Source organism: Corynebacterium sp. HMSC06C06 (assembly GCF_001807295.1).
GTDB classification, from domain to species: Bacteria; Actinomycetota; Actinomycetes; order Mycobacteriales; family Mycobacteriaceae; genus Corynebacterium; species Corynebacterium striatum.
On sequence record NZ_KV788489.1, the window covers coordinates 127,350 to 148,640 of the forward strand.

General features: G+C 60.3%; 17 protein-coding genes. 16 read left to right on the forward strand and 1 reads right to left on the reverse strand.

All coding sequences use genetic code 11. The features are described 5' to 3' along the window. Positions 1–50 precede the first annotated feature (50 nt). The 3 genes from aspA to HMPREF3153_RS05720 all read left to right on the forward strand — a co-directional run bounded on the left by aspA (position 51) and on the right by HMPREF3153_RS05720 (position 5,013). On the forward strand, positions 51–1,580 hold the full coding sequence (gene aspA, locus HMPREF3153_RS05710; protein ID WP_070420279.1) for an aspartate ammonia-lyase: 1,530 nt from the start codon (positions 51–53) through the stop codon (positions 1,578–1,580). Between the two features lie 342 nt (positions 1,581–1,922). Then, on the forward strand, positions 1,923–3,230 hold the full coding sequence (locus HMPREF3153_RS05715) for an anaerobic C4-dicarboxylate transporter (protein ID WP_070420280.1): 1,308 nt from the start codon (positions 1,923–1,925) through the stop codon (positions 3,228–3,230). A gap of 115 nt (positions 3,231–3,345) precedes the next feature. After that, a complete protein-coding gene (locus tag HMPREF3153_RS05720) occupies positions 3,346–5,013 on the forward strand; it encodes a formate--tetrahydrofolate ligase (RefSeq protein ID WP_070420281.1) in 1,668 nt (555 codons plus the stop codon). A gap of 87 nt (positions 5,014–5,100) precedes the next feature. Here the strand turns inward: HMPREF3153_RS05720 and HMPREF3153_RS05725 are convergent, their stop codons facing one another. Further along, positions 5,101–5,928, reverse strand: coding sequence for a RecB family exonuclease (locus HMPREF3153_RS05725; protein WP_070420282.1), 828 nt, complete (start codon positions 5,926–5,928; stop codon positions 5,101–5,103). Between the two features lie 46 nt (positions 5,929–5,974). Between HMPREF3153_RS05725 and HMPREF3153_RS05730 the strand changes: the two genes are divergently transcribed. The 13 genes from HMPREF3153_RS05730 (at position 5,975) to HMPREF3153_RS05790 (ending at position 21,279) form a co-directional block, all read left to right on the forward strand. Further along, entirely contained in the window at positions 5,975–7,234 is a 1,260-nt protein-coding gene (locus HMPREF3153_RS05730; RefSeq protein WP_070420283.1) for a M18 family aminopeptidase, read from the forward strand. Positions 7,235–7,271: 37 nt separating this feature from the next. Continuing rightward, on the forward strand, positions 7,272–8,108 hold the full coding sequence (locus tag HMPREF3153_RS05735; RefSeq protein ID WP_005531513.1) for a tRNA (adenine-N1)-methyltransferase: 837 nt from the start codon (positions 7,272–7,274) through the stop codon (positions 8,106–8,108). Positions 8,109–8,209: 101 nt separating this feature from the next. Beyond that, positions 8,210–9,769: a proteasome ATPase gene (arc, locus tag HMPREF3153_RS05740; protein ID WP_046645984.1), complete on the forward strand. Its 1,560-nt coding sequence runs from the start codon at positions 8,210–8,212 to the stop codon at positions 9,767–9,769. After that, positions 9,754–11,280, forward strand: a complete 1,527-nt coding sequence (dop, locus tag HMPREF3153_RS05745) for a depupylase/deamidase Dop (protein ID WP_070420284.1) — start codon at positions 9,754–9,756, stop codon at positions 11,278–11,280. The genes arc and dop overlap by 16 nt, the downstream gene beginning before the upstream one ends. Positions 11,281–11,297: 17 nt before the next feature. Continuing rightward, positions 11,298–11,489, forward strand: a complete 192-nt coding sequence (locus HMPREF3153_RS05750) for a ubiquitin-like protein Pup (protein WP_046645986.1) — start codon at positions 11,298–11,300, stop codon at positions 11,487–11,489. 44 nt (positions 11,490–11,533) lie between these two features. Then, complete coding sequence (gene pafA / locus HMPREF3153_RS05755; protein ID WP_070420315.1) at positions 11,534–12,910, forward strand: Pup--protein ligase; 1,377 nt, start codon at positions 11,534–11,536, stop codon at positions 12,908–12,910. Between the two features lie 110 nt (positions 12,911–13,020). Then, positions 13,021–14,001, forward strand: a complete 981-nt coding sequence (locus tag HMPREF3153_RS05760; protein WP_070420285.1) for a helix-turn-helix transcriptional regulator — start codon at positions 13,021–13,023, stop codon at positions 13,999–14,001. 2 nt (positions 14,002–14,003) lie between these two features. Beyond that, positions 14,004–14,960, forward strand: coding sequence for a helix-turn-helix transcriptional regulator (locus tag HMPREF3153_RS05765; protein WP_070420286.1), 957 nt, complete (start codon positions 14,004–14,006; stop codon positions 14,958–14,960). Between the two features lie 59 nt (positions 14,961–15,019). Further along, entirely contained in the window at positions 15,020–15,283 is a 264-nt protein-coding gene (gene tatA, locus HMPREF3153_RS05770) for a Sec-independent protein translocase subunit TatA (protein ID WP_046645989.1), read from the forward strand. Positions 15,284–15,370: 87 nt separating this feature from the next. Beyond that, entirely contained in the window at positions 15,371–16,447 is a 1,077-nt protein-coding gene (gene tatC / locus HMPREF3153_RS05775) for a twin-arginine translocase subunit TatC (RefSeq protein WP_371440901.1), read from the forward strand. 21 nt (positions 16,448–16,468) lie between these two features. After that, positions 16,469–19,297 carry a DEAD/DEAH box helicase gene (locus HMPREF3153_RS05780; protein WP_070420288.1) on the forward strand — a complete coding sequence of 943 codons (2,829 nt, stop codon included), beginning with the start codon at positions 16,469–16,471 and terminating at the stop codon, positions 19,295–19,297. Positions 19,298–19,353: 56 nt separating this feature from the next. Then, entirely contained in the window at positions 19,354–20,517 is a 1,164-nt protein-coding gene (locus tag HMPREF3153_RS05785; protein ID WP_070420289.1) for a M24 family metallopeptidase, read from the forward strand. Continuing rightward, entirely contained in the window at positions 20,518–21,279 is a 762-nt protein-coding gene (locus tag HMPREF3153_RS05790) for an SDR family oxidoreductase (RefSeq protein WP_070420290.1), read from the forward strand. It abuts the gene before it with no gap. Positions 21,280–21,291: the final 12 nt, after the last annotated feature.

The window sequence follows — 21,291 nt, forward strand, 5'->3', positions numbered from 1 at the left end:
AATGTTCGTGAATAAATAGCGAGCATTAACCTACTAAGGAGTCCCGCCAAATGGCTAAGACCACTAAGAAGGATGTAGAGATTGACGCCAAGGAGGAAGGTGTAAAGCCATCCGCCTCTGAAGCAAAGGATGCTGCTAAGGCAACGAAGTCTTCGAAGAAGACTCGTACCGAGACCGACCTTCTCGGCTCCATGGAAATTCCGAATGATGCGTACTACGGTGTCCACACCCTTCGTGCAATCGACAACTTCCAGATCTCGTACGTAACCATCAACACCATCCCGGACTTTATCCGCGGCATGGTGATGGTAAAGAAGGCTACCGCGATGGCAAACCGCCGTCTGCACGTTCTGCCAAAGAAGAAGGCAGAAGCCATCATTTGGGCTTGTGACCAAATTCTGGATGAGGGCCGCTGCATGGACCAGTTCCCACTGGACGTATTCCAGGGCGGCGCTGGCACCTCACTGAACATGAACACCAACGAGGTTGTGGCAAACCTCGCTCTCGAGTACCTCGGCGAGGAAAAGGGTGCTTACGACATCATCAACCCGAACGATGATGTCAACATGTCGCAGTCCACCAATGACGCATACCCAACCGGTTTCCGCCTCGGCCTGTATTTCTCGCTTGATGCCCTCATTGAGCGCATCGACGCGCTGCAGGCATCCTTCCACGAGAAGGGCAACGAGTTCCAGGACATTCTGAAGATGGGCCGTACCCAGCTGCAGGACGCAGTCCCAATGACCCTTGGTGACGAGTTCAAGGCCTTCGCCCACAACCTGGCCGAAGAGCAAGCTGTCCTGCGTGACGCTCAGAAGCGTCTGCTGGAAATCAACCTCGGCGCAACCGCAATTGGTACCGGCGTAAACACCCCAGCCGGCTACCGCCACCAGGTCACCGCCGCCCTGTCCGAGGTCACCGGCCTCGAGATCAAGACCGCTCGCGACCTAATCGAGGCAACCTCCGACTGTGGCGCTTACGTGCTTCTGCACTCCGTGATCAAGCGCACCGCCATGAAGCTCGCCAAGATCTGTAATGACCTGCGCCTGCTGGCCTCTGGCCCACGCGCTGGTCTGGGTGAAATCAACCTGCCTCCTCGCCAGGCTGGTTCCTCCATCATGCCGGGTAAGGTCAACCCGGTTATCCCAGAGGTTGTCAACCAGGTCTGCTTCAAGGTCTTCGGTAACGACCACGTCGTCACCATGGCCGCTGAAGCCGGCCAGCTCCAGCTCAACGTCATGGAGCCGGTAATCGGAGAGGCACTGTTCCAGTCCATCCGCATCATGGGCAACGCCGTTGATACACTCCGCGAGAAGTGCGTCACTGGCATCACCGCAAATGCAGATGTCTGCCGCGCATACGTCGAGAACTCCATCGGTATCGTCACTTACCTCAACCCGTTCATCGGCCACCACAACGGTGACGTAATCGCCAAGGAGTCCCTGAAGACTGGCAAGGGCGTCAAGGAGCTGGTCCTGGAGAAGGGTCTCATGGACGAGGCAACCCTGTCGAAGGTCCTGTCCGTAGAGAACCTTATGCACCCAGAGTTCCGCGGCCAGCTCTACGTCGACGAGGATTAATTCCCACTTTAAGGCCGTGTGGGAATCTGCGCGGCCTTAAGAGATAAGAGTTTCAAAAGCCCGTTTCGGACTAGTTTTCGACTCGTGGCACCCCCTTAAAAGGGCAGGGTGACGCGAGGACGGAAAGCTTCGTTCGAACCGGGCTTTTGTATATCCAGGGGGTTTGGTGAATTTCAATTAACCAACCGTAATATAGAGAATTAAATATGTGGGAACAAACACAAACGGGCGATTTGGCTAACAAAAGCCACATTGTTTGGGGGACAATATGAGGGACAGAGCATGGCTCCCTCATGAATTTGGGCTGAGGAAGCCATTCATTTCAAACCTGTGGAGACTCTCATGGTTATAGTCCATATCCTCATTGTCCTTGCGGCAATTTACTTGGGCGCCCGCATCGGCTCAATCGGTATCGGTATGGCCGGCGGCCTCGGCGTGCTGGCCCTTGGCCTTACCGGTATCCCCGTTACCCGCGATGACATCCCATTCGATGTCATCGGCATCATCATGACCGTTATCGCTGCCATCGCGGCGATGCAGCGCGCTGGCGGCATGGATTACCTGGTTTATGTCGCAGAGCGCTTCCTGCGTAAGAACCCTCGCCGCATTACCTACTACGCACCAATCGTTACCTGGTTGATGACCGTACTGGCTGGTACCGGCCACACTGCGTTCTCTACTCTTCCGGTTATCGTCGAGGTCGCAAAGGAAGGCAAGGTTCGTCCTTCCCGGCCGCTGTCCATCGCAGTCGTTGCCTCACAGATGGCAATTTGTGCATCCCCGATTTCCGCAGCAGTCGTCCTGTTGGCCTCGCTCCTCGAGCCAGTAGGCATTGGTTACCTGCAGCTTCTCGCAGTATTGATTCCAGCTACCTTCCTGAGCATCTTCCCGGCTGCTTGGCTTGCCAACCACGCCGGTAAGGAACTCGACGACGATCCGGTTTACCAGGAGCGCCTGGCACAAGGCCTCGTATCGAAGCCGAAGGGGGAGTCCGGCCATACTGTCCAGAAGGGCGCTAAGGCCTCCATCGGTATCTTCCTCGCCGCCATCGTCATCGTCATGATCTGGGCAACCCTGACCTCTGAGCAGGTTGGCCTCATCACCGACCCGACCCTGCCACGTAACGAGGCAATCATGACGGTCATGCTGACCGCCGCTGCACTCATCGTGATGATCACCAAGATTCCGGCCGCGGACGTTCTCAACACCCCAGTGTTCAAGTCCGGCATGTCTGCCTCGATGTGTGTTCTGGGCGTCGCTTGGCTCGGCACCACGCTCATCAACCACTACCTCGAAGACATCCAGGCAATGGCTGGTGACATCATCAAGTCCGCTCCGTGGATGCTCGCCGTGGTTCTCTTCTTCGCAGCAGCGCTCCTGTACTCCCAGGCAGCTACCACCAAGGCGCTGCTCCCAGCCGCTCTCGCTCTGGGCGCAAGCCCACTTACCGCACTGGCAGCATTCCCTGCAGTTTCCGCACTGTTCATTCTCCCGACCTACCCGACTCTGCTTGCAGCGGTCGAGATGGACGATACTGGTTCTACCCGCATCGGAAAGGCCGTCTTCAACCACCCATTCCTCATCCCGGGTACGGTTTCTATCGTGGCCTCTGTCCTGCTGAGCTACCTTTTGGGTGCAGTTATCGCCTAGCTTCTTGAGGCACCTGAATTACCCACCACAAAAGGTAGGTTCAAAGCCAGCCGCTTGGCCCCCAAATCTTTGAATTTGGCCGGATCAAGCGGCTTTTTCTCGGTAGCATAAAGCCATGACTACCCACCTGACAGACGTTGAAATCGCCCAGGCTCACCACCTCGAGCCCATCACCGATATCGCAGACCGCGCCGGCATCCCGGCAGAAGCTCTCATCCCTTACGGCAACACCAAAGCCAAAGTCGACATCACCAAGCTGGATCACTCTAAGCCCAAGGGCAAGCTGGTCTTGGTAACGGGTGTTTCGCCAACTCCTGCCGGCGAAGGCAAGTCCACCACGCTCATCGGCCTCACCGATGCGCTCTCCCTCCTCGGCCACAAGGCCATCGTCGCTCTGCGGGAGCCTTCTCAAGGCCCAGTCATGGGCATCAAGGGTGGTGCCGCTGGCGGCGGTTACTCTCAGATCGTCCCAATGGAAGACATCAACCTGCACTTCACCGGTGACTTCCACGCCATTGCCGCCGCCACCAACACTCTTGCGGCAATCATCGATAACCACATCCATCAAGGCAACCAACTACGCATCGATCCTCGACGCGTGACCTGGCAGCGCTGCCTCGACGTCAACGACCGTGCACTGCGCAACGTCGTCACCGGACTCGGTGGACCCGCCCACGGAGTCCCGGCAGAAACTGGTTTCACCATCACCGCAGCGTCCGAAATCATGGCAATCCTGGGCTTGGCTACGGACCTCGAGGATTTGAAGAAGCGCCTCGGTGACATCACCGTCGGCTACACCTACGATCAAAAGCCCGTCACCGCACGTGAGCTCAACGCAGAAGGCGCACTCACCGCGCTTATGCGCGATGCCCTGAACCCGAACTTGGTCCAGACCCTGGGCGGCACGCCAGCATTCGTGCACGGCGGCCCGTTCGCCAACATTGCCCACGGCTGCAACACCTTGCTGGCTACCCAGACTGCTATGGAGTTCGGCGACATCGTCCTCACCGAAGCTGGCTTTGGTGCAGACCTTGGTGGCGAGAAGTTCATGGACATCAAGGCTCGCTTTGGCGATCTCGACGTCGCCGGTGCAGTGGTCGTAGCAACCATCCGCTCCCAGAAGTACAACGGCGGCCAGGCTCGTGAAGACCTCACCACCGAAAACCTGGATGCGCTGCGCAAGGGCATCGTAAACCTAGAGCGCCACGTAGAGAACCTACGGAAGTTTGGCCTACGCCCAGTTGTCGCTCTGAATTCCTTCTTCACCGATACCGACGCCGAGCGTGAGTTCATGCGCACGTGGGCTGAGGACTTCGGTGTTGCTCTCGCCGAGGCAGACGTCTGGGGCAAGGGCGGCGAAGGCGCAAAGGAACTTGCTCAGACGCTCATCGACAACCTGCAGGACGGCGCAGCCCACCAGCTCTACGACCCAGCAGAGGGCGTCGAGAAGTCCATCGAGACCGTCGCCAAGGAAATCTACCGTGCCACCCACATCGAGTATGGCCCCAAGGCGAAGAAGGACCTGCAGTACATCAAGGACAACGGCTGGAATGAATTCCCGGTCGTCATCTCTAAGACGCAGTATTCCTTCTCCGACAACCCGGCTGCGCTGGGTGCACCGGAAGACCACACCCTGCATGTGCGCGAGCTTCTGCCACGCACCGGCGCTGGATTCATCGTCGTCCTTACCGGCGACGTCATGACCATGCCGGGTCTACCTAAGAAGCCGGCCGCGAACAACATCGACGTTGACACCGACGGAACCATCTCTGGTCTGTTCTAAAGACAGAAAATCAAAAAAAGGCTGCCGAGTACTCGAAGATAACAATGTGTACTCGGCAGCCTTTGTTTATGAGTTGCTAGCTGTTAACTAGGAAACGTCCGCCGTGGACCCGGGCCAGCCCGGGTACTCCGGAGGGGTGCCGCCGAACTCGGGGCACAGCTTTTGGAAGGAGCACCAGCCGCACAGCTTCGAGGTCTTTGGCCGGAAGACGCCCTCTTTGCCGTCACCTTCGATTTTCGCCCACAAATCGCCAAGGTCGCGCTCGAAGTACTCCAGCTCCTCCCGAGTTGGTGCAAGGAACATCGAGTCCAGCACCTTGAGGTACATCAGGCGCAGCTGGGCTGGAATGGTCCCGAGGATGCGCCAATAGACCAGCGCATAAAAACGCATCTGGAACTGGGCATCCTGGCTGTAACGGGGGAGCGGCTTCTTGCCCGTCTTGTAGTCAACAACGCGCACCTCGCCCGTTGGCGCCACATCAACACGGTCGATAAACCCGCGGACCGGTACGCCGTTGGGCAAGACAGTATCGACGTACATCTCGCATTCTTGGGCGTCGAAGCCCTGCGGATTTTCCATCTGGAAGTAACCCTTGACCAGGTCCCGGGCAGAGACGAAGAAGTCGAGAGTGGCGTCGTCAGGCACCAGCTCCTTAAGCTCCGAATCCGCCGCCACCATTTTCTCCCACTCCGGCTTAATCACCTTCACCGCAGTGGGGTAGTCGCGCTGCTCACGGGGAAGCTTGTGGGTGTTTTCGAGAACCGCGTGAACCAGCGTTCCCTTCACCTGTGCCAGCGTCTTCGGCTCGGGGAGTTTGTCAATTGCTCGGAAGCGGTAGAGCAATGGGCATTGCTTATAGTCAGAGGCCCGTGACGGTGAAAGCGCCAGCGGTCGGGGAGTGAGTGCATCAGCCATGGTCCTTTTAGCCTAGTGCCCAAGCATTCATGGCAAAGTAGGGGGTATGAGTATTTCGGATGAGTTCCTCGATTTTATTGCTGCAAGCCCTTCCTCCTATCACGCAGCGCACGAAGTAGCGCGCCAATTAGAGGAGGAAGGCTTCGTCCGTCAAGATGAATCCGCCGAATGGTCAGCGGCGCCTGGCGGACACGTCATGATTCGCGGTGGCGCAGTAATGGCTTGGTATGTGCCCGAAGGTGCGGACAAGAACTCGGCCTTCCGCATCGTAGGCTCTCACACTGACTCACCAGGCTTGGTCCTAAAACCCACCCCGGACTTTGATTCCGCCGGCTGGCAGCAAGTTGCGGTGGAAATCTACGGCGGCGCGCTCCTGCATACGTGGTTCGACCGCGAGCTCACCGTTGCGGGACAGGTAGTCACCAAGGATGGCGAGCACCACCTGGTCAACACCGGCCCAATACTGCGTCTGCCTTCTTTGGCCATCCACCTCTACCGTCAAGACGAGTTCAAGCCGGACCGCCAGCACAACATGCAGCCAGTGCTTTCCGTTGGCACTCCTGATGCCTCCGTCTTGAGCGTCGTTGCGGAAAAGATCGGTGTGGAAAAAGACGATATCTCGGCCTTTAATCTCATCACCGCTGACGCGCAGCGCGGTGCCGTCTTCGGCGTCGGTGAACCACTCATCGCAGCTGGCCGCATGGACAACCTGGCTTCGGTCCATGCTTCCTTAGTAGCCATGAAGAACGCGGCACAGAAGGGCGCGGTTGCGCATAACGACGTCCTCGTTATGGCCGCCTTCGACCACGAGGAGGTGGGCTCTTCCTCCCGCTTTGGTGCTGCCGGCCCAATCCTGGCGGACGTGCTGGGCCGTACCGGCCGCGCACTCGGCGCCAACGAAGAGGAGCGCTACCAGATGTTCGCACGCTCCTCCTGCGTATCTGCCGACGCCGCGCACTCCGTACACCCGAACTATGTAGGCAAGCACGATCCGACACACCATCCGATCATCGGCAAGGGGCCGGTCACCAAGATCAACGGCAATCAGCGCTATGCCTCCGACGCCACCACTGTTTCCTTGTGGGAACGCGCGTGTGAGCGAGCAGGAGTTCCTTTCCAACGCTTCGTGGGCAACAACGACGTCCCGTGTGGCTCCACCATCGGCCCCATCACCGCAACGCGCCTTGGCATCGACACTGTCGACGTCGGAGTGCCCATGCTCTCGATGCACTCGGCCCGCGAAATGGTCGGCGAACGCGACCAAGTATGGATGGGCGAGGCCATTGAGGCATACTTGGTAGGTTAACTAGACCCACTCCACAGAAAGCATAGGAATCCCCACGATGCCTTACTCCGGACCATTTCACTATGGCGATCGCGTCCAGCTGACCGATGCTAAGCGCCGCCACTACACCGTGGTGCTCGAAGAGGGCGGGGAATTCCACTCGCACAAGGGCATCATCCGCCACGACGAGATCGCCGGAATGGACGAGGGCTCTGTCGTGCGCTCGACTTTGGGCAGCGATTTCCTGCTCTTCCGCCACCTCATGGTGGACCACGTGCTGTCGATGCCGCGCGGCGCCGCCGTCATTTACCCCAAGGACTCTGCTCAGATCCTGGTGGAGGGCGACATCTTCATGGGCGCCCGCGTCCTGGAGGCAGGCGCGGGTTCTGGCGCGCTTTCGATGACTCTGCTGCGTGCTGTGGGCCCAGAGGGCCACGTCTTCTCCTACGAGGTTCGCGACGATCATCTCGAGTACGCGGTGGACAACGTCAAGGAATACTTCGGTAAGCAGCCGGAGTGGTGGTCGCCGCGCTTGGGTGACTTGGCCGATGTCACCGTCGACGAGTTGGGCGGCCCAGTTGACCGCGTCATCCTCGATATGCTCGAGCCATGGGAGCACCTCGAAAAGGTGCGCGACATCCTGATTCCTGGCGGCGTGTTCATGACCTACGTGGCCACCGTCCCACAGCTGATGAAGGTCATGGAGGGCATCCGCGAGCTGCAGTGCTTTACCGAGCCTAAGGCTTGGGAGTCCCTCGTGCGCGAGTGGAAGGTCGAGGGCTTGGCTACCCGCCCAGAACACCGCATGAACGCACACACCGCATTCCTCATCTGGACGCGCCGCCTTGCCGACGGCGTAACCCCGCCGCGCCCGCAGCGCCGCGCTCGCAAGTAACGCCACGCAAGCCCTGCACGCCACACACAGCACACCAGGGTGCCCCTCACGAATGAGGGGTACCTAACCTTGCGGAGAGCCGTACGCGCTAGTGTGTAGCTATGAACGACGCAAGTCACACCGCCGACCTTAAACGGCAGATTGATCAACTCGCCGAGCGCAACACCAAGCTCGCGTCCTTGTTGCAGGACTCTCGCAACAAGCTGCAGCAGATGCTCGCTGAAGTCAACGCCCTTTCCGAGCCTGCTTCGACCTATGGCGTCTTCCTCGGATACTCAGGCCGCGAGCACGACTCCCGCCGTGATGCCGAGGTCTATACCAACGGCAGGCCCATGCGCCTGAAGATCTCGCCCAACTTGGAGCCGGGCAGCCTCAGCGTGGGCCAGCAGGTGCGCCTTGGCGACGGCTTCGTGGTCGTCGAAGGCTGCGGGCATCCAGATACCGGCAACCTTGCCACCGTGCAGGAAAAAGTCGATGACTCTCGCGCCATCGTGGCTAATTCCTCTGGTGAGGAACAGGTCGTTCTGCTCGCCACCCGTCTCCGCGAGGGCCTGCGCGCTGGCGACACCATCCTCATCGACTCCAAGTCCGGCGTCGCACTAGAGAAGATCGAAAAGACCGAGGTTGCGCAGCTCTCGCTGGAGGAAGTTCCTGACGTCACCTACGAGGACATCGGTGGCCTCGACGCGCAGATCTCCCAAATCCGCGACTCCGTGGAGCTGCCCTTCCTGCATCCGGATCTCTACCGCCAGTATGACCTCGAGCCGCCCAAAGGCGTGCTCCTATACGGCCCTCCCGGCTGTGGCAAGACCCTGATCGCCAAGGCAGTGGCCAATTCTCTTGCCAATAAGATGGGCAGCGCCGGCCCGAGTTATTTCCTCAACGTCAAGGGCCCAGAGCTGCTCAACAAGTATGTCGGCGAGACCGAGCGCCGCATTCGCCTCATCTTCGAGCGCGCCCGCGAGCTGGCGGCTCTCGACTCCGCGCGTCCTGTCATCGTCTTTTTCGACGAGATGGAGTCCATCTTCCGCACGCGTGGCTCCGGCGTGTCCTCCGATATGGAGACCACCGTGGTCCCACAGCTGTTGACGGAGCTCGACGGCGTCGAGAAGCTGGGCAACGTCATCGTCATCGGTGCCACCAACCGCGAGGAACTCATTGACCCCGCGATTATGCGCCCGGGCCGCCTCGACATCAAGATTCGTGTGAACCGCCCCAACAAGCAGGGCGCACGCGATATCTTCTCCCGCCACTTGGGGGAAAAGGTCCCGCACCAGGGCGATGTCGATGCTCTTATCGACGCCGCGGTAGAGGATCTGTACTCGGAGCGCCCATTCGTGCGCTTGCACTACTTGAACGATGAGCCGCGCATTCTCTACTACCGCGACTTCGTGTCCGGCGCGATGATCGCAAACATCATCGCCCGCGCGAAGAAGCTGGCCATCAAGGAGGCTCTGGCCGGGGATGCCCGCGCAGCCCAAGGCATCACCGAGAATCACTTGCGCCAAGCGATCGCCGCGGAGCAAGCGGAGTCCGAGTACGTCCCAACCTCCGCAAGCCCGGAGGAGTGGACAAAAATTGTCGCGGGAACCGAGGCTGGCGCCGAGGTCACCCGCGTTGAGTTGATGGGTTTTAGGAGCACCTCATGGCACGCGTCTTAGGAACTGAAACTGAATACGGCATCTCCACGCCAACTAACCCGGAGATGTCACCTATTGTCACCTCGACTCACGCGGTCGTCGCTTATGCCGCGCTGCATACAGGGGCCCGCTCGCGCTGGGATTTCCGCGAGGAGCACCCGCTGCGAGATTCCCGGGGCTTCGACCTCAAGCGCTACCAGACGGTACCCATCGTGGACCCCAACGCCATTGGTGTTGCCAACGTGGTCTCCGCTAACGGCGCGCGCTTCTACGTCGATCACGCGCACCCCGAGTATTCCTCGCCAGAGTGCACCAATGCTTGGGACGCCATGCTTTACGACGCTGCCGGTGACCTCATCCTGCGCCGCGCCGCCGCGTCCGTCGCGGAGCTCACGGAGCAGGGCACTTCGGTGCTCGTCAACCATGATCCGTGCCCGCCGCTGAAGTTCTACAAGAACAACGTGGACGGCAAGGGCGCGTCCTATGGTTCCCACGAGAACTACCAGTATCGCCGCAGCACCGACTTTGGCGACATCGCTGCGGGACTCATTCCCTTCTTTGTCGCCCGCCAGGTAGTCATTGGTGCAGGACGCGTGGGCAGGGGACAAGACGGCGAGGAGGCCGGCTTCCAAATTTCCCAACGTGCCGACTACATCGAGCAGGAGATCTCGCTAGAGACCACGCTCAACCGCGGCATCATCAACACTCGTGACGAGCCGCATGCCGTGGCAGAGGACTTCGGGCGCCTGCACGTCATCATCGGCGACGCGAACATGTCGCAGACCTCAAACTTCTTGAAGCTGGGCATGACCTCCTTGGTCCTCGATGCCATCGAAGCCGGCGTTGACTTTAGCGATCTGCAGCTGCGCGACGCCGTGGCCGAGGTATCTAAGGTCAGCCACGACCTCACCTTGACCCACAAGCTGCAGCTCAAAGACGGCCGCGAACTCACAGCACTCGAGATTCTCGCGGTCTACCGCGAGCGCGTCGCTGCGGTGACGGACGTCGACAAGCGCGTGCTCGAAGCCTGGGACGAGGTGACAGGCCTGCTGTCTGCCGACCCAATGTCGGCAGCGCATCTCTTGGACTGGGTGGCCAAGTACCAGCTCATCAAGGGCTATATGGACCGCGGCGTGGATCCTGCGAACCCGAAGCTCGCGCTCATCGATCTTCAGTACACTGACATCGACCCAGCGAAGTCGCTATACCACGCGCTCGTGCGCAAGGGACGCATGCGCACGCTCGTTAGCGATGAGGACATCGCCCGCGCTGCGGATAATCCGCCTCGCGACACCCGCGCCTTCTTCCGCGGCAGCATCACGCAGAAGTACAGCGAGGATCTGCTGGCGGCCAGCTGGCAGACACTGTCTTTCCGCACCCCGACGGGCACGGCAACCGTAGCGCTGGACGATACGCGTGGGCTTGGCGCTAACGACGTCGAGAAGCTCATTGCGGACTCCGCAGACTCCCAGGAGCTATTGGCCAAGCTCGGCCACATGGGAGTAAACGTCGAGTACTCTAAACATGGTTAAGAAAGGAAAGTAGAGCTATGAGTGGAAACCAATCCCAGGTCAACGCTGGCAACGGCGGAAACGACGGCGACGCGCCTGAGGACTTGGCCGCAGGCCAGGTTAGCATCAACAGCGCCGGCACCGACGATCTCCTTGACGAGATCGACGGACTGCTAGAGAACAACGCCGAGGAATTCGTGCGCGCCTACGTACAAAAGGGCGGCGAGTAATCGTGGGGGAGCTCGCCATAGGTCCGGTCTATGCCCGCCGCATTATGGGAATTGAGACCGAATACGGAATCACCTCGAGTGCCAGCGGCGATCAACGGAAAATGACTCCGGACGAGATCGCCCGCATCCTTTTCCGTCCCGTGGTGGACGAGTACTCCTCCTCGAATATCTTTCATCCCAACGCCTCCCGCTTGTACCTCGATGTGGGTTCCCACCCGGAGGTGGCCACCGCGGAGTGCGATAGCCTCACCCAGCTCATCAACTATGAGCGCGCTGGCGACCGCGTGGTCAATGACTTAGCACTCCGCGCTGAGGAAGCCCTCGCGGCGGAGCAACAGCCCCGCGCGGTGTACCTGTTCAAGAACAACGTTGACTCGGCCGGCAATTCCTATGGTTGCCACGAGAACTACCTCATCAGCCGGCACGTGGTGCTCAAGGACTTGGGCGTAGCCCTGCTTCCATTCATGATTACCCGCCAGCTGATCTGTGGTGCGGGAAAGATTCAGCCCGCGCGAGGCGAGGAGCCAGCGCACTTCCTGCTTTCGCAGCGTGCCGACCAGGTGTGGGAAGGCGTTTCTTCCGCGACCACTCGTTCGCGCCCCATCATCAACACCCGCGACGAGCCGCACGGTGACTCAAAGCGCTTTCGCCGCATGCACGTCATCGTGGGCGATTCCAACATGTCCGAGCCGACGTTGGCGCTCAAGGTCGGCTCTGCGTTGTTGATGCTGGAGATGCTCGAAGCCGGATTCGACGTTCCGCGCTTCGAGGTTGTTGATCCGATTCACCACATTCGCGAGATCGCCAGGGATACGACGGGGCGAACGCCGCTGCCATTGGCTGATGGTTCCACAATCACTGCGTTGGAGGTGCAGCAGGCGCTATGCGACGCCGCCCGCCGCTGGCTTAACGAGCGCGAAGACGCAGGCACCCCGTCGGCTGAGATGGCGCGCGTGGTCGACTTGTGGGAGCGCACATTGCATGCCATTGAGACCCAGGACTTCTCGGGCGTTGACCGCGAGATCGATTGGGTTATTAAGCGCGGACTGCTAGACCGTTACCGCGACCGCCTGGGCGGGGAGTGGGGCCACCCGAAGCTGGCACAGATTGACCTGACCTATCACGACATCCGGCCGGGCCGCGGTTTGTTCAGCATCTTGGAAAGCCGCGGAATGGTGGAGCGTTGGACCACTGACGAAGCAATTGCTAAGTGCATCAACACCCCGCCGCAGACCACGCGCGCCAAGTTGCGCGGGCAGTTCCTGGCGGAGGCGCGCAGGCTGGGATCTAATGTCACTGTGGACTGGACACGCTTGAAGGTCAACCGCCCTGAGCCCATGACGGAGGAGTTTTCTGACCCGTTCGTTTCAGAGGATCCCCGCCTGCAAGCGTTGTTAGACTACATGGAGCACAACGCCTAGTTCCCGTGCCTGCCTATATCCCGTGCGTATGGTTGGCGCGGTGCAGGTATGCGCGCTGTATTCTTAAATAAACCTGTTTGCATATAACCGATGTGAAGGAGCATGCCCGCATGGCTGAAGGGAATCCGGCAAAGCGCGACGAGGCCGTCGAGCGGCTGACCAACCTTTCCTTTGCCTTGCAAGGCGCGGCACATGGTGGCGGCAGCCCGGACCGCAGCGCGGCTTGGATCCGCAAGAATGTCGAGGGCTATCAGAATCGCAGCGATGAGGCCTTCTTAAAACAGCTCTCGCGCGACGTCGTCACGCTGCAGCGCGCGGGTGTCCCAGTGGTCCACTCCAGTGGCGAGGATGGATCGATGTACCGCCTCAACCAGGACGAGTACCAGCTGCCGCCCGTTGACTTCACTCCTGAGGAGGCCATGGTCTTGGGCGTGGCTGGCGGAATTGGCAAGCCAGGCGGCTTGAGTGACTTCACGCTGTCGGCGTGGACGAAGATCGCAGCCTCTGGTGCATCCCGCGACCTGAGCGGCGCACCCGTCTACGTTGCGGTCAACGACATCACCCGCATCAGCCCGGAGCTGACCACCGCAGTCATCACGGCGGTGCGCGCGCATCTCCGCATTACTTTTGATTACTACGCCACGCCCTCCTCGCCGGCAGTGCGGCGCACGATGGACCCGTGGGGACTAGTCAACCACAACAGCCGCGTGTACTTGGTTGGCTGGGACGTTGACCGTGAGGCGGCCCGCGTGTTCCGTGCAACGCGCATCGATAACGTCAAAAGGTCGCGCCAGGACGCCACGCACCTTACTGTGCCTGGCCCGCTGCAAGACCTCGTTGTTGAGGCTCTCCAACGCGGCGAGACCGTGGACGCGCTCGTTTCGATCCCGCAGGGCAGCGCGCTCGAGCTCGCTGCTGCTGGCAAACAGCGGGAAGATGGGCTCTATGCCATGAATGGGGTGGAAAAGGACTGGCTTGTTCGCACTGCTGCTAGCTATGCACCAGGCGTTGAGGTCCTCGAGCCCGCCGAGGTTCGCGCCGCCATCATCGAGCTGCTTACCGCAGAACGCCCGCAGGAAGGGGAGAAGTAGACATGGCTGATGGTTCCCAAAAGCTCCAGGCGCTGGTGCGCTCACTTAATCTGATTCCCTATTTCCGCAACCACCCAGGGCAAAGCCCAATGGAGGCCGCCACGGACCTGGGGATGACACCAGCGGAGCTCAAGGACGCGGTGGATCGCCTCTTTTGTTCAGGCGTTGGGCGTAATACAGAGGACCTCATCGATCTTTCCTTTGATTACCGCGACGGTATCCAGATCTACAACGATCAGGGCTTGACCCAGGCACTGCGTCTCACGCCTACGGAGGCGGGCGCGTTGCTGCTGACCCTCGAGTCCTTGGAAGCCATGCCGGGTCTAATCGACACTGCCGCTGTGCGGTCCGCCGCTGCAAAGCTGCGCGACATCATGGACGAAAAGACCGCAGCCATCTACGACTCGCTGGCGCACATCGACCCCACTGAGTCCGAGGTGCAGGCCGCGCTTGCGGGCGCCGTCGACAAGCGCCAACGCGTGCGCTTCAAGTACTGGTCCGCATCAAGCAACCAAGAAAAGGAACGTACCGTCGATCCGGCGCGTATTTTCATCTTCGAATCGGAGCCCTACCTCGTGGCCTGGGACGAGTCTGTAGGCGCACACCGCACCTTCCGCCTTGACCGCATGCGTCAAGTAAAAGTGCTGGAAGAAAAGGCTAATCCGCGCGTTCGTCAGCTCGACTTTGACCCTGACCAGCCTTTCGAAATGCGACACGCCAAGACTGCGCAACTAGAGATTCAACCAGAATTCACTTGGCTTGCTGAGCAGCACGATATGACTTTAGGTGAGACCCTAAAAAATGGTCGTGTAGCTGCAACGATGCCAATTGGCGGCGAGGACTGGTTTATTCGTTTCGCACTCAGCCAAGCTGATAGAGTGCGAGTCGTGGGCCCTGAACCACTTGTTCAAGCAATTGCAGATCGGCGAATCACGGCCCTTGAGCGTTATACTCAATAGCCGAAAGTTAACTCAATAGACCAGCTCCACATGAGCCTGTCGAACAGAAAGAGGCACCCATGCCAATCGGTCCTAGGGAATTACTTATTATCCTCCTCGTCGTCGTCCTGCTTTTCGGCGCCAAGAAGCTGCCTGAGCTGGCTCGCTCTATGGGCCGTTCGATGCGCATTTTCAAGTCTGAGGTCAACGAGATGAAGGCTGAGAATGAACAGCAGGGCCAGCTCGCAAAGCCTGCGAAGCAGACTGACGAAGAGTTCTGGAACAGCCCGGAAATGCAGCCTCGCCAGTCCCAGCCGCGTTCTGAAGGCAACCCAAACTCATAGATGTGGTGAGCGCTTCTGACACGCATTAGCCGTGTCGGAGGCGCTTTATTTGTTCCAGATTTTTCTTTTCACGGAAGGTCGATGTCAATGTCTGCACAGGGAAGTGTTGCTGGCCAACAAAGGCCAGCGCGTAAGCGACCCCTGCTCAAGAGGTTCGGCAAACGTAAGTCCAATCCCACGGGCGAGATGACGCTGGTTGAGCACCTTCAGGAGTTGCGCAAGCGCATCGTCATTTCACTCGTCGTGCTCGCCATCGGCGCCGTCATCGGATTCATCTGGTACGAACAAGCTCCCTTTGGGCTGCGCCCGCTAGGCGAGATCCTGCGTGGCCCATATTGTGAACTTCCTGCTGAGCGCCGCGCCTCCTTCAGCGCTGACGGGGAGTGCCGCCTCTTGGCGACCAGCCCGTTTGAAATGCTGACTTTGCGCTTGAAAGTGGGCGCACTCGCTGGCACTGTGCTGGCCTCACCGGTTTGGCTGTACCAAATCTGGGCGTTCATCGTGCCTGGCCTGCACAAGAACGAGAAGAAGTACACCTTCATCTTCGTTACCACCGCCGTCATTCTCTTCGTTGGCGGCGCCGTACTGGCCTACTACATTCTCTCCGTCGGCCTTGAGTTCCTCATGAGCATGGGCGAGGAGTTCCAAACGGCCGCACTGACTGGTGAGCGATACTATTACTACCTTCTCGCGATGCTCCTCATCTTCGGCGTGAGCTTTGAGATCCCGCTGCTGGTAGTCATGCTCAACATCATCGGCATCTTGGAATACCGAGTGATCAGGAACAAGCGCCGCATCATCTTTGTGGTCATCCTCATCTTCGCGGCGGTGGTTACTCCGGGCCAGGAAGTCTTCTCGATGATCGTCTTGGGCGTAGCGCTCGAGGTCCTCATCGAATCCGCGTTCCAGTTCTGCCGCATCAATGACAAACGGCGCAACCGCAACCGTCCGAATTGGCTGGATGTGGACGACGAGTCTGCTTCGGCGTTGGATGACGACACCACGGGTATCGGGCTGCCTACGCCGGTTGAAGCCGCACAACCTGTTTCTTCCTCGCACCTGGCACCCCGCACTCATGGCGCGCCGCCAACCGCCCCTTCCGCAGCGCCTAACTCGGCGCCAAGTACGCCGCTAAACGCGGGCTTCTTCGACGACGTCCTGTAGCAGCGGGTAACCTGTGGACTTATGACTTCCACACACCTGGATACCTTCCGCGATAGACTGTCCCACCCGCTGGATGATTTCCAGGTTGAGGGATGCCGAGCCGTTGAAGAAGGACACGGTGTTCTCGTCTGCGCGCCCACCGGCGCGGGCAAGACCATTGTGGGCGAGTTCGCTGTGTCCCTGGCGCTAAGCCGCGGAACCCGTTGCTTCTACACCACGCCCATCAAGGCGCTGAGCAACCAGAAGTACCACGATCTTGTCGCCGCACACGGCGCGGACGCCGTCGGCCTGCTCACGGGCGATGTCTCCATCAACTCCCAGGCAGAAATCCTCGTCATGACCACTGAGGTTCTGCGCAACATGATTTACGCAGAGTCCGGGGCGTTGGACCGCCTAAGCCACGTGGTCATGGATGAAGTCCACTTCCTCGCCGATGCCTCTCGCGGCGCAGTGTGGGAAGAGGTCATCCTGAATCTCGACGAGAGTGTCTCCATCATCGGCCTGTCCGCCACAGTGTCCAACTCGGAGGAGTTCGGCGAGTGGCTTTCCGCCGTGCGCGGCGACACCACGGTTATTGTCTCTGATCATCGCCCGGTGCCTTTGGACCAGTGGATGATGATTGGCCGCAAGATCTACCCACTGTTTGAGCCCGAGTCCGGCGGCCAAGTCAATGCCGAGTTGGCACGGCGCATCCGTCGTCTTGAGGCGGGCGATAGCGACGACGGGCGCAACGACGCCCATTCGGGCCAGGGCTTCCGCGCCCGTGCCCGCCACAAGGGCGTTGACCGCGATGCACGTAACTCCCGCGGTGGGCGGGGTGGCCGCGGCCGTTCCGGCGCCTCCCGCCCGCAGGACCGCTACCGTCCGCTGGGCCGCCCTGAGACTCTCCAGGTTCTGCAGGGCATGGACATGCTCCCTGCCATCACGTTCATCTTCTCCCGCGCGGGTTGCGATGGCGCGCTCCACCAGTGTCTGCGCAGCCGCATGGTGCTCACCACGCAAGAAGAATCCGAGCGCATCAAGGCCATCATCGACGCAGGTGTCGAGGGCATTCCAGAAGAAGATCTTCAGGTCCTTGACTTCAAGCGATGGCGCGAAGCATTGTCCCGCGGCTTTGCGGCCCACCACGCGGGAATGCTTCCTGCATTCCGGCACATCGTCGAAGACCTCTTCGTGCAAGGCTTAGTCCGCGCCGTATTCGCCACCGAGACTCTTGCCTTGGGCATCAACATGCCTGCTCGCACGGTCATCCTGGAAAAGCTGGTGAAGTTCAACGGCGAGGCGCACGTCGATCTCACCCCGGGCCAGTACACACAGTTAACCGGCCGCGCGGGTCGTCGCGGCATCGACACCATCGGCAATGCCGTGGTGCAGTGGGCCCCAGCTATGGATCCGCATGCGGTCGCAGGTCTGGCCTCCACGCGTACCTACCCGCTGATTTCCACGTTTGCGCCCGGCTACAACATGGCTATCAACCTGCTGGGCATGCTGGGCTTCGAGGAGTCACTACGCCTGCTCGAGAAGTCCTTCGCGCAGTTCCAAGCTGATGGCTCGGTCGTCGAGGAGACCCGTGAGATCGAAAAGGCGGAGCACCGCGTGCGGGAGCTGCGCAATCAGCTTGACGACGCCATCGATGCACTCGCACCTCCATCACGCGATGGTGAAGACCCAGCAGAGGTTCTCATGGACTACATCCGCCTGCGTCGCAAGCTCACCGACGAGGAGAAGTCGGTGCGCGCCAACAACAATGCGCAGCGCAACCAAGAGGTCGCCGTGGTGCTCAGCCGTCTCCAGTTGGGCGACGTCATCGCCATCGCCGGCAAGAAGCATCCCATTCTTGCCGTCGTGGTCACTCCCGCGAATCAAACCGCGGACCCACGCCCATGGGTGACTACCGAAACTGGATGGTCTGGCCGCATCGATGTCTCCGGCATCAACAATCCGCCAATCGTCGTGGGCCGCATGAAGCTCCCGCGTCCGGTGCAGAAAAACCCGCGTCGCAACACCAAGTTCATACAAGATTCCTTCAAGCACAACCGCTACGACCGCCCAAAGAAGATGCGCATGGCGCCGCGCAACCGCACCAACAAGAAGGTGGGCGAGCTACGCGACGCCATCCGCAACCATCCGGCCCACTCGTGGCCAGCAACCGACCGCGAGCAACTGGCGGGTATCGCGCAAAAATTGGCGCGGCGCGAAAGGGACCTCGAGAAGGTCAGCAAGAAGGTCGAGCGGGCTACCGATACCTTGGGCAAGACCTTCGGACGTATCGTCGACTTGCTGTCTGAAATGGACTACGTCGAGTTCCAAGGCTTTGGCGAAGACCGCCGCCCAGTCATCACCGATGAAGGCGAGCGCCTTTCCCAGATCCACAGCGAGTCAGACTTGCTCGTAGCGCAGTGCTTGAAGCGTGGCATCTGGAATGAGCTAGACCCAGCGGAGCTAGCCGGTGTGGCATCCCTGTGCCTCTTTGAAAACCGCAAGGAAACCCGTGGCGAGCCGGAAGCGGCCACGGATGCCATGGCCGATGCCATGGAAGCTACGTATCGCATCTACACCGAGCTCATTGCCGACGAGGCCCGCCATAACCTCCCACGCACCCGTGAACCGGAAGCCGGCTTCGCACTCGCCATCCATCAGTGGGCCGCCGGAGCCCCGCTGGGATACTGCATGGCTGCCGCGAACGAAGCCGGTGCGGAACTTACCCCCGGCGACTTCGTGCGCTGGTGCCGCCAGGTGGTGGACATGCTGCAGCAGATCGCCAAGACCGGCTACGAGGAAGACATCCGCCGCAATGCCCGGCGCGCCATCGATGCAATTCAGCGCGGCGTCGTGGCCATCGGCGCTTAAGCACACCGCGTCCCCTGAAATGAAAGGGCGCGGGGTGCGCGGGTAGGCTCATGCACATGTCTGATTCGAACAGTACTTTTCCAGTGTCTGTATACGCCGACCGCTTGCAGCGGGCTCAAGAGGTATCCGCTGAAAAGGGGATTGACCTGCTTATTTTGGGTACCGGCGCCGACTTTGCTTATCTTACCGGTTCCTGGGTCTCCTCCCACGAGCGCCTGACCGCTTTGGTGCTTGGCCCCACGGGCAAGCCTTTCATCGTTGCCCCGTCTACGGACATCGAAACGCTCAACTCCTCGCCTGTGGCGCAGCTCGGTTTGGAGTTGCGCGGCTGGAGCGATGGCGAGAACCCTTATGAGCTCGCCTGCGAGCCTCTGCGTGCCACGGCATCTTCCAGTACCCCCACGGTGGCGCTTGGTGCATCGTTGACCGCTGACCACGTCTTGCGAATCCAGGACCTGCTTGCTGAGTCCGCCCAGTCTGGTGCACAGCCTCAGTACGTGCTGGCCACCTACTCCTTGGCCGAGCTGTTTACCCGCAAGGACTCCGCCGAGCTAGAGGAGCTGACCAAGGCGGGCGCGGCTATCGACGCCGTCCACGCTGCTGTTCCTGGTCTGCTCCGGGCAGGACGCACCGAGGCTGACGTCGCAGCGGACCTGCGCGAGCTGATCCTCCGCCAGCACGTGGAGGTCGACTTCATCATCGTCGGTTCTGGCCCCAACGGTGCCAACCCGCACTACGACTACGGTGACCGCGTGCTGAGCGAAGGCGATCCAGTGGTCGTTGATATCGGAGGCACCCTGCCTTCGGGTTATCACTCCGACACCACCCGTACTTACGTTGTGGGCGGAGATCTGAGCGCAGCGCCTCAGGACTTCCAGGACGCTTACGCAGTACTGGAGCGCGCCCAGGCAGCTGGCCGCGCAGCAGCCAAGCCCGGCGCGACTGCACAGGAAGTCGACCGCGCCACTCGTGAGGTCATCGAGGAAGCCGGCTTCGGCGAGTACTTCACGCATCGCACCGGACACGGCATTGGCCTGTCTACCCACGAGGAGCCCTTCATTATGGCTGGCAACGAGTTGGTCCTTGAGGAGGGCATGGCCTTTTCCATCGAGCCGGGCATCTACGTGCCAGGCAAGTGGGGCATGCGTCTTGAGGACATCGTGTACACCACCGCGGATGGATACGAATCCGTCAACCAGGCACCCCGCGAGGTCCGCTAGATGGCAGGTGTGTTGATCCTCGGCGGGCGCAGTGACATCGGTGGCGAGATTGCGCAGCGTCTTGCTCCGGGAAACGAGATTGTCCTTGCAGCACGCGGCACCCACGGCATGGACGAGCACATTAAGAAGCTTCGTGCCGCGGGCGCAACTGCAGTCCATACTCTCGACTTCGACGCCACCGCCGTCGAGCAGCACCGTGCCGTATTTCGGGCGGCACGTGAGCTGTGCGAGCAAAGCGACGGAATCACCACCGCCGTAGTGGCTTTCGGCATCCTTGGTGACCAAGACCGTGCTGAGCGCGATGAAGCCCATGCTTTCGATATCGCCTTGGTGGACTATGGCGCCCAGGTATCGATGCTGACGGTACTTGCTGATGAGATGACCCGCGGCCACATCGTCGCCTTCTCATCCATCGCTGGGTGGCGTGCCCGGCGCGCCAACTACGTATATGGCTCCACCAAGGCTGGTCTCGATGCTTTCTGCCAAGGACTTGCCGATCGCCTGCACGGCAGCCCGCTCGCACTCATTACCGCGCGCCCGGGCTTTGTCATCGGTTCCATGACCACCGGAATGAAGCCAGCACCGCTTTCGGTGACCCCAGACGCGGTTGCCGACGCCGTGGTTGATGCCATGTCTGGCAAGGGCGCGGGCACTGCTGACGCGCCGCGCAGCCGCACCCTCTGGATTCCGCGTCCCCTCCAGGCGTTGGCATGGGTCATGCGCGTGGTTCCGCGCCCCGTGTGGCGCCATATGCCGCGCTAGCTTGTTCTTGCT